13 protein-coding genes and 1 pseudogene are annotated in these 12,191 nt (G+C 57.9%); 6 read left to right on the forward strand and 8 right to left on the reverse strand.

Annotated elements, in window-relative coordinates:
- Positions 1-12 precede the first annotated feature (12 nt).
- From AC07VO_RS07005 to AC07VO_RS07025, 5 genes are all read left to right on the forward strand, one after another.
- On the forward strand, positions 13-1,113 hold the full coding sequence (locus tag AC07VO_RS07005) for an alkene reductase (protein ID WP_495007504.1): 1,101 nt from the start codon (positions 13-15) through the stop codon (positions 1,111-1,113).
- Between the two features lie 52 nt (positions 1,114-1,165).
- Positions 1,166-1,954 (forward strand): SDR family NAD(P)-dependent oxidoreductase, encoded by a 789-nt coding sequence (locus AC07VO_RS07010; RefSeq protein WP_019649210.1) that lies wholly within the window; start codon positions 1,166-1,168, stop codon positions 1,952-1,954.
- A gap of 81 nt (positions 1,955-2,035) precedes the next feature.
- Positions 2,036-2,905 carry an alpha/beta fold hydrolase gene (locus AC07VO_RS07015; RefSeq protein WP_086946260.1) on the forward strand — a complete coding sequence of 290 codons (870 nt, stop codon included), beginning with the start codon at positions 2,036-2,038 and terminating at the stop codon, positions 2,903-2,905.
- Between the two features lie 67 nt (positions 2,906-2,972).
- The gene (locus AC07VO_RS07020; protein WP_086946331.1) at positions 2,973-3,971 is read left to right on the forward strand and encodes an NADP-dependent oxidoreductase; all 999 of its coding nucleotides are present in this window, start codon (positions 2,973-2,975) and stop codon (positions 3,969-3,971) included.
- Between the two features lie 349 nt (positions 3,972-4,320).
- On the forward strand, positions 4,321-4,482 hold the full coding sequence (locus AC07VO_RS07025) for a hypothetical protein (RefSeq protein ID WP_018927603.1): 162 nt from the start codon (positions 4,321-4,323) through the stop codon (positions 4,480-4,482).
- Between the two features lie 270 nt (positions 4,483-4,752).
- Here the strand turns inward: AC07VO_RS07025 and AC07VO_RS07030 are convergent, their stop codons facing one another.
- From AC07VO_RS07030 to AC07VO_RS07040, 3 genes are all read right to left on the reverse strand, one after another.
- Complete coding sequence (locus AC07VO_RS07030; protein WP_192351830.1) at positions 4,753-5,322, reverse strand: DJ-1/PfpI family protein; 570 nt, start codon at positions 5,320-5,322, stop codon at positions 4,753-4,755.
- A gap of 153 nt (positions 5,323-5,475) precedes the next feature.
- The gene (locus AC07VO_RS07035) at positions 5,476-6,132 is read right to left on the reverse strand and encodes an HAD hydrolase-like protein (RefSeq protein WP_018930324.1); all 657 of its coding nucleotides are present in this window, start codon (positions 6,130-6,132) and stop codon (positions 5,476-5,478) included.
- Between the two features lie 130 nt (positions 6,133-6,262).
- Positions 6,263-6,418 (reverse strand): hypothetical protein, encoded by a 156-nt coding sequence (locus tag AC07VO_RS07040; protein WP_155944828.1) that lies wholly within the window; start codon positions 6,416-6,418, stop codon positions 6,263-6,265.
- A gap of 79 nt (positions 6,419-6,497) precedes the next feature.
- Here AC07VO_RS07040 and AC07VO_RS07045 point away from each other — a divergent pair.
- Positions 6,498-6,659: pseudogene (locus tag AC07VO_RS07045) on the forward strand (DMT family transporter); the annotation flags it as partial.
- Positions 6,660-6,918: 259 nt separating this feature from the next.
- Here the strand turns inward: AC07VO_RS07045 and AC07VO_RS07050 are convergent.
- From AC07VO_RS07050 to AC07VO_RS07070, 5 genes are all read right to left on the reverse strand, one after another.
- Positions 6,919-8,529, reverse strand: a complete 1,611-nt coding sequence (locus tag AC07VO_RS07050) for a gamma-glutamyltransferase family protein (RefSeq protein WP_086946257.1) — start codon at positions 8,527-8,529, stop codon at positions 6,919-6,921.
- A gap of 81 nt (positions 8,530-8,610) precedes the next feature.
- Positions 8,611-9,390, reverse strand: coding sequence for an amino acid ABC transporter ATP-binding protein (locus AC07VO_RS07055; protein WP_018930320.1), 780 nt, complete (start codon positions 9,388-9,390; stop codon positions 8,611-8,613).
- A 2-nt stretch (positions 9,391-9,392) separates the two neighbouring features.
- Positions 9,393-10,166: an amino acid ABC transporter permease gene (locus AC07VO_RS07060; protein WP_086946256.1), complete on the reverse strand. Its 774-nt coding sequence runs from the start codon at positions 10,164-10,166 to the stop codon at positions 9,393-9,395.
- Between the two features lie 12 nt (positions 10,167-10,178).
- Entirely contained in the window at positions 10,179-10,985 is an 807-nt protein-coding gene (locus AC07VO_RS07065; protein ID WP_007941906.1) for an ABC transporter substrate-binding protein, read from the reverse strand.
- Positions 10,986-11,057: 72 nt separating this feature from the next.
- The gene (locus tag AC07VO_RS07070) at positions 11,058-11,726 is read right to left on the reverse strand and encodes a GntR family transcriptional regulator (RefSeq protein WP_018930317.1); all 669 of its coding nucleotides are present in this window, start codon (positions 11,724-11,726) and stop codon (positions 11,058-11,060) included.
- Between the last annotated feature and the right edge of the window lie 465 nt (positions 11,727-12,191).

The raw sequence follows: 12,191 nt of genomic DNA on the forward strand, positions 1-12,191 counted from the left end.
AAGAAATACCAGATGACCAATCAGAATCTGTTCACCCCTTACACCCTTGGCAGCCTAACGCTGTCGAACCGGGTAGTCCTTGCGCCGCTGACACGTAACCGCGCAGGCCAGGGCTTCGTCCCCAGCGAGTTCGCGGCCACCTATTACAGCCAACGCGCCAGCGCCGGCCTGCTGATCAGCGAAGCCACGCAGATTTCCCAACAGGGCCAGGGCTATCAGGACACCCCCGGGATCTACACGCAGGCGCAGATAGACGGCTGGCGCACCGTGACCGATGCCGTCCATGCCAAGGGCGGAAAAATCTTTCTGCAACTGTGGCATGTCGGCCGCGTGTCGCATGTTGATCTGCAAGAAAACGGCGCCGCTCCTGTGGCCCCTTCTGCACTGCGCGCCGCCACCAAAGTGTTCGTCAACAACCGTTTTGAAGACGTCTCCGAGCCGCGCGCACTGGACATCAGCGAACTGCCGGGGATCGTCTCCGATTTCCGCCAGGCCGCGGCAAACGCGGTCGCCGCCGGGTTCGATGGTGTGGAGATTCACGGTGCAAACGGCTATTTGCTGGATCAATTCCTCAAGGACAGCGCCAATCTGCGTACCGACGCTTACGGCGGTTCGATTGAGAATCGTGCGCGCCTGTTGCTCGAAGTGACGGCGGCGGTTGTCAATGAAATCGGCGCGGATCGCACCGGTGTGCGCCTGTCTCCCGTTTCGCCGGCCAATGGCGTATCCAGCAGCGATCCGCAGGCGCAATTCGATTACGTCGTTGAACAACTCGACGCCCTCGACGTGGTTTATCTGCACGTGGTCGAAGGCGCGACCGGTGGCCCGCGCGACGTGGCGCCCTTCGATTTCGGCGCCCTGCGCCAACGCTTCAAAAACACCTACATCGCCAACAACGGCTATGACCTGGACCTGGCGACTTCGAAGCTCGCTGCAGACCAGGCCGACCTGATCGCCTTCGGTCGCCCGTTCATTGGCAATCCGGATCTGGTGGAGCGCCTCAAACGTGGCGCGCCGTTGTCCGCGTTCAATCCCGCCACCCTCTATGGCGGCGGTGCGGCTGGCTACATCGACTACCCGACGCTGGCTGAATCGAGCGCTATCGCAAGCTGAGCCATCAGTGATCGCGCTTTCTGTTTCTCACATCCTGAAAGAGAGATAACCCATGAGCACTCGCCCTACTGTTCTCATCACTGGCGCCTCCACCGGCATTGGCGCGGTCTACGCCGAGCGCTTCGCGCAACGCGGCCACGATCTGGTACTGGTCGCCCGCGATCAGGCGCGCCTGGATGCACTTGCAGCGCGCTTGCGCAGCGAACACGACGTCGCCGTCGATGTCATTGCGGCGGACCTGACCCAACTCAGCGATCTGACAACCGTTGAAAGCCGCCTGCGCGACGACGCCCGCATCGGCATCCTCGTCAATAACGCCGGCGCCGCGCTGTCCGGTAACTTCATCGACCAAAGCACCGACAGCGTTGCGCAACTGGTCGCCCTCAACACCACGGCGCTGGTGCGGCTCGCCAGCGCCATCGCCCCACGCCTGGCCAAGGCAGGCGACGGCGCGATCATCAACATCGGTTCGGTGGTGGGCCTCGCGCCGGAGTTCGGCATGACGGTCTACGGTGCGACCAAGGCATTTGTGCTGTTCCTTTCCCAGGGCCTGAGCCTGGAACTTTCGCCTCAGGGCGTCTACGTGCAGGCCGTGCTGCCCGCCGCCACCCGCACGGAAATCTGGGATCGCTCCGGCGTCGACATCAACACCTTGAGCGAAATCATGGAAGTGGGCGATCTGGTGGATGCCGCTCTAGTCGGTTTTGATCGTCGCGAACCGGTGACCATCCCGCCGCTGCACGAAGCGGAACGCTGGGATGAGCTGCAGAGCGCACGTCAGGGCCTGCTGGGGCAAATCCGCCAGTCTGCAGTCGCCCAGCGCTACCAGACCCAACCGTGATCTTTTGGTAGCGAGCACTCGCGCCGGATTCGATGCAGGCGCAGGGCACTGCATCGAACCCGGCCACTGTCCGGAGTAGCAATGAATTCAACGCAGACAAGTACGCCCTCGGGTTCACAGACGTCGTTCATCAATGCGACGAACCAGACGATCACGGTCAACGGCATTCCCTTTGCCTATCGCGATACCGGCCCAGCAACCGGTGTGCCCCTCGTACTGTTCAACCATTGGGGCGCGGTGCTGGACAACTTCGACCCCGCGATCATCGATGGCCTTGCACAAACCAGACGCGTCATTACCACCGACTATCGCGGCATCGGCGGCTCTGGCGGAAGCGCACCACTGACCGTCGGCGAAATGGCTGACGATGCCATCCAGCTGATTCATGCGCTGGGGTTGGAAACCGTTGATGTGCTCGGTTTCTCCCTCGGCGGCTTCGTCGCTCAGGACATCGCCCTGAAGGCGCCTGATTTGGTGCGGCGTTTGATTCTGACCGGCACCGGACCAGCCGGCGGCAGCGGTATCGACAAGGTCGGCTCGGTGACATGGCCATTGATGCTCAAAGGCTTGCTGACCTGGCGCGATCCGAAGTTCTACCTGTTCTTTACTTCGACGCCCAATGGCCGTCGATCCGCCTCGCAGTATTTACAACGTCTGAAAGCACGCAAAAAAAATCGAGACAAGGGCCCGACGCCCAGCGCTTTCCTGCGGCAGTTGAAAGCCATCACCGCGTGGGGCAAACAGGCGCCACAAGACCTCAGGCGCTTGCGGACACCGACGCTGATCGTCAACGGCGACAACGACATCATGGTGCCCAGCGTTAACTCGAGTGCACTGGCAAAGCGTATCCCCAACGCACAACTGGTGATTTATGAGGATGCCGGGCACGGCGGTATTTTCCAACACCACGCTGACTTTGTGGCCAAGGCACAGGCGTTCCTCGATGCCTGACAACACGGCGCAGCAACGCCGCAACACACCGGCTACCCTCCTTACAACCGAAAAGAGCTGCACCACGATGAAAGCATTTCTAATTGATCGCTATGGCAAGAACCCCGGGCGGATTGGCGAAGCGCCCGCCCCCGCAGTGGGTGCCCACGACGTTTTGATCGAGGTACACGCCAGTAGCGTCAACGCACTGGATTCGAAGATCAGCAAAGGCGAATTCAAGCTGATCCTGCCCTACTCATTTCCGTTGATCCTGGGTAACGATCTGGCAGGCGTCGTGATTGAGGTGGGCTCGAAGGTGACACGCTTCAAACCGGGAGACGAAGTGTACGCTCGCCCACCGGAAGCGCGGATCGGCACGTTCGCCGAATTGATCGCCGTGAACGAGAACGCGATCGCCCTGAAACCTGCCAATACCAGCATGACACAAGCCGCGTCCCTCCCCTTGGTTGCACTGACCGCCTGGCAAGTGCTGGTCGAAACCGCCCAACTGAAAAAGGGTCAGAAAGTGCTGATTCACGCCGGCTCCGGCGGCGTCGGCACCCTCGCCATCCAGCTCGCCAAACACCTCGGTGCGTTTGTCGCTACAACCACCAGCACTGCGAATGTCGAATGGGTGAAGGCATTGGGGGCCGATTTGGTGATCGACTACAAACAGCAGAACTTCGAAAGTGTCTTGCACGACTACGACGTGGTGTTGAACAGTCTCGGCGCCGATGTCCTGGAGAAGTCACTCAAGGTGCTCAAGCCAGGTGGCCAGCTCATTTCCATCTCTGGGCCACCCACTGCGCAGTTCGCGCAGGAGCAAGGATTGTCCTGGCCATTGCAACAAGTCATGCGCCTGCTGAGCCTCGGTATTCGGCGCAAGGCGCGCAAGCAGGACGTCAGCTACAGGTTTGTATTCATGCGGGCCAACGGCGCCCAACTGCAACAAATAACCGCGCTCATCGAGGCCGGCATCATCAAACCGGTGATTGACCGCGCCTTCCCCTTTGAATCAACGGCAGAGGCGTTGAAGTATGTCGAGCAGGGACGAGCCAAAGGCAAGGTCGTTGTTTCGATCAAATGACTACGCCGCCTATCGATGAGTCGACCAAAGAGCCCGAGCAACTTTTAGCACACCAGCATTCTTCATCCGGGCTGAGCGAGTTGACGACACTAGAGTTGCCGAAACCGGAAGCGCAGCAAACGGACGTCGTGCCTGTAGCACCAACTGTGATCCTATGGCGCAGTTTGATGCTTAAGCAGTAGATCTCGGCCTCGCCACAGCCACCGTACAAAGCACATTCATAATCAGTTTGGCGACTCTCTCCGTAGCACAATTGACGAACCCGAGGATGAATATACGTTCATCAAAAACATTGTTCTATGCGTCTAGCCTGTGGGTTCCGACATAGTGAATACAGGAGTAACCCACCATGTTCTCGCACGAAAGCATCCCGCTGATCATCATTTTCATCATCCTGCTGCTTGGCGTGCTTACTGCCGTCCTCCATCCGGTACATGCGTTCTATAGCTGGCTTCAGAGGCGCAGGGAAAAATCATCCGTCGAGATCGCGAAAGAGGTGGATTCGCGCTGAAGTTTTTTTAACGAGCCCGGCTAAGTCCGGGCATTTTTTTGAAGTTTTCGGGCCGATTCTGTTGAAAAAGTCGGCTTCGGTTTCCACGGCAGAAAAGTACGTGCCTGAGATTTAAATCTGTGTTTTGGGCAGAAGGTTCAGGACTCGGATTTCAATCTCGGACGCGTACTTTTCTGATGCGCAAACCAAGGCCGACTTTTTCAACAGAATCGGCCAAGAGCGGACACTCGAGCACATCACCTGGTTGGCTGTTTTTTCAGGACGAAGCGGTCACCTGTGTTCTGCTGCCAACATTGACCTGAACTGAGAAATGATCTCTGAAGATAACCCGGCAGCTTCGAACACTGCGCAGGTAAAGCTAACGGGTGCAGGACCTGGCGCAGTTATGATGCGGTCAGCAACCACAGCTACTGGACTGCTTCGATAAAGCGAGGACCCTTCATAACCTGCGGCATTCTGTTGTAAAAAGTCAGCGCTGTTCGAGGTATGAGAAACCGTGTCGAGAAGCCCGGCTCTCGCAAGTGCCAGCGTTCCCCCACAGATACCGGCAATTGTCGCGCCACTTGAACGACTAGTATGAAGAAAGTCCCGAATATCCGGTGCATCTGCACGTTCCCAGATCATTCCACCGATGACGACAACAACGTCCGGTTTCCAGTCCAGGCATTGTTGCAAGCTGCAATTCACAGTTACTGCCAATCCACCCTGCGAGCGGAACTGTCCCGTAGTAGAGGCGAAAAACCTAACGTCGATCCCGTAGAACGGGGATGCGGTTCCTGCAATGAAAGCATATTCCCAGTCCGCAAAACCGGGTGTCAGTATCAATCCCACGCGTGCCATCAGTCAGAATCCTCCATGAAAACGAATAACATAAAGCGACAACACATAGGTCTCAACGGCTGCCTTGGGTCGAAAGTTTCCCCTCACCACTGACAGCTTTCGGCCAGAGGCTGATTGTTGAAATCGACTGAAATCGCCACTCAATGGTCAAGCCTATAAACTTGCGGATGACTCAAGGTGCGTATCACTTCCTGCCAGTCGCCGTAATTCGCTCACATCGGCGAACCACTCATGGGACTGAAGACTGTGGAATGCATCATATGCTCCATACCCCCAGGCGACCGCACCAAAGGCGATACCGGCAGTCGCTGCTGCTTCACCATCCGTAGGTTGGTCGCCGATGTAGATAACTTCCTCTTGCGCCACGTCGAATTTGCGCATGACACGGCGCAAGCGAGACGCCTTGCCGAAAATGGAGGCGCCGCACTCGAAGGCCCGGATATGTTGACAGCTGGAGCCCAAAATTTGCTTGATATTTTCTTGGGAGTTAGAAGATACCACCGCCAGAATCAGTCCTCTCTCGTCAAGATGGGCGAGGGTATTTGCAATGTTATTGAACAGTGGGATCGAGCTTCGATGTTTCTTCATCAAGCTCATGAAGGTTCGCGCCACCAGAGGCAACTTCCAGCGAGGCATTCCGATATGAGCCATGATCTCCCGAGCCCCCTGCTTGCGCAAACCGTCCAACTCTTGCGGGTGAATTCGACTGAATGCGTGTCTGTCAGCAACCTGGTTGAACACTGAAACAAAGAACGGAAAGGAATCAGCGAGCGTGCCGTCAAAGTCGAAAATGGCAAGCCGGTATGACATGTAAAAGCTCCTTCCTGTAGTGGTGGCAGCCGAGTCCGGGCGGCTGCTTGTGCTGGGCGATTGATTCACCCGATTGGTGGGAAAGGCGCATTATCCCTGCTCCGGAATCTGCCCGGAAGGAGTAAGTGGCTTAACGCTGTTGCCGTATCTGACTACCTTCAAGGCCTTGACTTGATTTATCGAGCTCGCCGAGCATATTCCGATGATTGCCAAGGCCAAAGTCGTTTTTCTCGCCACCCGCAATCACCTCAACCATCCGCTTCAGCACTCCTTCACGGCGATGCATGGGAGTAAACGTCCCATCGATGTGGGGCGGCATTCTATCGAACGACAAATCAGCGACAGGGATCGTCATCAATGCAATGCTGACCGAGCCGTTGTTCGCCGCGCTGCTGACGTTTGTGGTGCTCAATGAAGTACCGCGCGAAAGCCTGTACGCAGGGGCAGTACTGATCATCGTCGGCCTGTGTTTTTCCAATGAGCTGATCCGCTTGGGCAGCAAAGCATCCGTCCCTTCGACCGAGTGAGCTATTTTCGGATCCTGATTGCTTTAGCAATCAGTGGTTTTGAAGTGCTTTCAGGGCTTTGTCGTTTCTGGGGATGCGAGCGAGCAGCCCCTCTAAGCCCCAGCAATCTCCACTGAACCTACCGCGCCCCAACCACGTCCAGTCGAAGAAGGCTAGAGAACACGCGAGGCCACGCTGTGCATCAGTTCCGCGCACGGATGCACAGCGTATTTCTCACGCAGAAGAGACCGAGTCGTCTTCGTTTGTTTTCAGCTACCCGTTACCACACAGCAATATGGGAATCGGCCCGCGGCTCGGTGCCGCCGCACAACACACCGGTGTCCGGGTCGCGGATGATGATCTGCCCTCGGCCATAGTTGATCAGGTCGCAATCGACCTGAACCTTATGTCCGCGCCGGGCCAGCGAAGCGGCCAAGTCCCTCGACGCCCCCTGCTCGATGCCGACTTTCATGCCTCCCAGCCATTGCCATCGCGGTGCGTCCAGCGCAGCTTGAGGATTGAGACCAAAATCCACCAGGTTCATGACCATCTGCACATGGCCTTGGGGCTGCATGTAGCCACCCATGACGCCGAACGGTCCCACCGGCGCGTCACCTTTACTGATGAAGCCAGGAATGATGGTGTGGAAGGTCTTTTTGCCCGGTGCCAGGCAGTTGGCGTGGTCAGGGTCGAGACTGAATTCCTGCCCACGGTTCTGCAAGGCGATGCCGCTGTCTGGCAGCACCACGCCAGAACCGAAGCCGTGGTAGTTACTCTGGATGAAGGACACCATATTGCCCTGCGCATCTGCCGTGGCCAGGTACACCGTACCGCTGGCGTGAGGATCGCCGGGATCAGGTTGCTGAGCCTGATCAACGATCTGTTCACGGCGTTGGCTGCTATAGGTGTCGCTGAGAAGATCAGCCACCGCCACACGCATGTGCAGCGGATCGGTGATGTAATGCAGGCCATCGCTGTAGGCCAGCTTCATGGCTTCCAATTGACGATGCCAGGTCTGCTGGCTGTCTCGGTGATCGAAGTCGAAACCCTGAAGGATTTTCAGGGTCATCAGGGCCACCAATCCTTGCCCGCTTGGAGGGATTTCCCACACATCGTAGCCGCGGTAATTGATGCTGATCGGGTCCACCCATTGAGCGCGATAGTCCTGCAGGTCGCTGGCTCGCAGGTAGCCGCCGGTGGCGCGGGAATGGGCATCCAGACGCTGAGCCAGAGCACCGCGATAGAGGCTTTCGCAAGCGCTGTCCGCCAGTTCTTCCAGCGTTCGGGCTTGCGTCGGGTTGCGGAATAATTCACCGGCCTTTGGCGCACGGCCATCAATCAGGAACGTGTCGAACCAGGCGTCTAGCACCGGGTCTCGATGGGGGCTGAATTCATCCAGAGCAGTCTGCCATTGTCGGGCGACCACCGGCGACACTGGGAAGCCCTCCCGGGCCAGACTGATCGCGGGCTGTAGCAACTCGGTAAAGGGCAGCTTGCCGAACCGTCTGGACAACTCCGCCCAGGCCGAAGGACAACCGGGCACCGTGACCGGCGTCCAGCCATAAAGCGGCATCCGCTCGTGACCACACGCCTTGACTGCATCGATCGTCAGTGCCGCCGGCGCTTGGCCGTTGCCGTTCAGTCCGTGCAATTGGCCTTTGCTCCAGACCAGAGCAAAGGCGTCGCCGCCCAAGCCGCAGCCGGTGGGTTCAACTACCGTTAGCGCCGCCGCTGTAGCGATCGCGGCATCAATGGCATTGCCGCCGTTGCGCATGGTTTCGATGCCGGCCTCGGCGGCCAGTGGCTGTGAAGCCGCGACCATGCCACGGCGGGCAAACACACTCTGGCGTTGCGACGGATAGGGATATTCGTGGGCAGAAAATTTCAACATGGCAAAAGCTCTTCCAAACAAAGATTCAATGGCCGCAGGTATCCGGTTCCATTGCCGGGTAAAAAACCCTGACTGAGAAGGTCACAGCACGCGACTGAGAAAGGCCCGAGTTCGCGGGTGTGTCGGTCGACTGAAGATCTGCTCCGGCGGACCCTGCTCAATCAGTTCGCCCTGATCGAGAACCACCACGCGATCAGCGACTTCCCGGGCAAAACCCATTTCATGGGTGACCACTACCATGGTCATGCCGTCATCGGCCAACTGCTTCATCACCTGCAGGACCTCGCCGACGGTTTCCGGATCCAGGGCGCTGGTGGGCTCGTCGAACAGCATGGCTTGAGGTTTCATCGCCAACGCCCGGGCGATTGCCACGCGCTGCTGCTGTCCACCGGACAACATCGACGGGTAATGCATGGCCTTGTCCGCCAGGCCGACCCGGGCGAGCAAGGCCCGGGCCTGTTCCAACGCTTCGGCGCGTGGCACGCCGAGCACCTGGATCGGTGCCTCAATGATGTTTTCCAGCGCGGTCATGTGGGGGAACAGATTGAAACGTTGAAAGACCATGCCGATGTCCCGACGCTGGCGAGCGATGTTGCGCTCGGAGTCGCGCACCAGGCTGCCGTCGGCGCGCTCGCGATACCCCATGGAGCGACCGTTGACGCGTATGCGCCCGCCTTGAATGTCCTCCAGCAGATTAATGCAGCGAATGAAGGTGGTCTTGCCTGAACCCGATGCACCGATCAACACCACCACTTCACCGCGCCGCACCTGCAAGGAAATCCCCTTGAGAATCTCCAGGTCGCCAAAAGACTTATGAATGTCCAGGGCCTCGATAATCAGTTCTTCACTTTTGTGCGCCATGCTTAACGCCCTCTCAGCAATTTGAGCGTGCCGCGGCCAAACATGCGACTGCCGGCCGCTGGCGGTGCGGGTCGATCGGACTGTCCGAAACGCGCTTCCAGCCAACGCTGGAAGAAGCCCCAGAGGGTGGTCAGCAGCAGGAAATAAATCGCCACCACCAGGTACAGTTCAAATACCCGGAATGTCGCCGACGTGACCATTTGCGTACTCAGCAGCAACTCCTGCACGCCAATCACGCTGACCAGCGTCGTATTCTTGAGCATCACGTTGAATTCGTTGCCCAACGGCGGAACGATGACCCGGAACGCCTGAGGCAAAACGATACGCCGCATCAGTTTGGCGAAGGTCATGCCCAGCGAACGCCCAGCCTCATACTGTCCCTTGTCGACAGCGCCGATCCCGGCACGAATGATCTCGGCCATGTAGGCACCTTCGTTCAGGCCCAGGGCGATGATCGCTGCCTGAATATTGCCCGGCACCACCAAACCAAACAGTTCCACGTCCTCGAAACGGAAGATGCCGCCGGCCGCCAATGCGGTATAGAGAAAAACGATTTGCACCAACAGCGGAGTGCCGCGCATCAGCCACACATAGAACCGTACCGGCAGGTTGAGCAACGGGTTGCGCGACAGACGCATCAGCGCCGCTGCCAGCCCAAGCACGCAGCCCAACACCATTGCCAGCACACTGATCAGGCAGGTCAACCAGAGCCCAGTGAGGTACACCCCGCTGGGCTGCAAAAGGTATTGCCAGAACACATCCCAATTGAAATTCATCGAGCGCTCGCCTCAGTCGAGTGTGTCGCTGGAAACATGCCATTTGCTCAACAACTGCACATAACTGCCGTCACTGCGCATGTCACTGATGATCTGCTGTACTGCGGTGGTGAGCTGGGAATCATCCTTGCGGGTCCCTAAACCCGTGAGAATCCGGCTGAAGGCTGGCACCCCCTCCTCGAATAAATCAGGCGCCATTGCGGCGTAGTAACCTGCTGTTTCTACGGTGGTGCCGTAAGCGTCCACCTGACTGATACGCAGCGCCTGGAAGGCGTCAGTATCACTGTTGTAAACCACCAGTTTCATCGGTGTCTTGCCAGCCTTGGTGAGCTTTTCATTCTCGGCGTCCAACAAGGTTTTGATCGTGGAGCCATTGAGCACTGCCACCTTGTGTCCAGACAGTCCATCCAGGGTTTTGATGCCCTTGGGATTGCCTTTGGGAACGACCACTGACTGGCTGGAATACATGTAGTTGACGATGTCGATCACTTCCCGGCGTTCGGGCTTGTCGAACAGCTGATCAACGATCATGTCGCACTGCTGGGCGAGCAATGCCGGCAGCAACCCGGAGAATGGAATGACCCGCCATTGCACCGGTTTGTCTCCCAGCCGTTTGGCGATTTCCAGCCCCAGATCGACAGTCAGGCCCCTGGGTTTTTGCGCCTCATCGAAAGACACCAAGGGTGGCGAGTCCATGCCCGAGCAATACGTGAGTTTTTCGGCCTTTTGCAGTCGTTCCGGCACTTGGGGTGTGGCGAACGCCCACTGTGCGCAGAGTCCCAGGGATACAGCAGCAAGCAACACACGGCGTTTATGCATGACCAGACACTCCAGTTGTTTAGTAACGGGGCAGTACTCAAAGTCAACACACGGTCGGGCTCGAGCCCGATTCTATTTTTCCGATTGCAGGAACTGAATCAGCGCCGGCACTGTGCCCTCGATGTGCTGACGCACCACCGACTCGGCCTGGTCGGCATCGCCTGAGCGAATGGCATCAAGGATCACCGCGTGTTCCTGGCGGGCACTCAAGGGCTTTTCACCGTGTTGCAGCCACAGGCGCATGGGCGCCTCGATCAGCGAGTACAGGGCCGAGATTTGCTTCATCAAACGCGGACGGCCGCTGAGGCTGCACAGGTATTCATGGAAAGCCCGATGACGGCTGACCCATTCCGCGCTTTCGTCGCGGTAGTCATCCATCTCGTCCAGCATGCGTTCCAGAGCCGCCAGCTGACGCTCACCGATCTTGGCCACGGCGACGCGGATGGCCAGGCCCTCGAGGGCACTGCGCATCTCGAAGACTTCGTGCAGTTCGTCGATGTTCAGGCCGCTGACTATCGCCCCGCGGTTAGGCCGCAAGGTCACCAGGCCTTGAGCATCGAGGCGTCGGAAGGCTTCGCGCACCGGCATGCGGCTCATGCCGATCTCAGTGGCGATGTCCTCGGCGATCAACCGGTCGCCTTTGCGGTAACGACCGCCACAGATCGCTTCCAGCAGAAAGTTGTAAGCCTCCTCCTCGGCGGTCAGGGGCTGACGCTCAATGTAAGCGGGAGCGAATTGCATAAAGTCACCTTTTGCAGTTTTGTATCCAATTATCCATGGATTCAAAAAAGCAGAAACCGTGCCAGACTGCGTAGCACTGCTTCAAGCGCTTAATTGGAAAGGATTTTCGACTCAAGAGACGCTGATCTATAGATCAGCGTGGTACTCACCGTGCGCTACGAAATGGCCCAGTGCGCCCCAAATGGGTGAAAAATGGTACCCAGGTAACAAATCATTTCGCCGAATGCCCCCAAAGCCCTTGGCGCGTTCTCTGAGTAATTGCACAGACTTGCCCACCCATTTACATTCGGCCTGACCAGTCATTTGCAACGGATTTGACCAGCGCATTTCGCGGACATGACCGGCAGAGAATGGCCCAAAGCTGACCCCTCAGGATTTCGTACTCTCAGACCCCATCCGCGAATTTGCACACCACTGACGACATATTGGTACGTCTGGAGAGGGGCATGACCACCACGCAAAAAC

The organism is Pseudomonas sp. GW821-FHT03E01 (assembly GCF_059420765.1).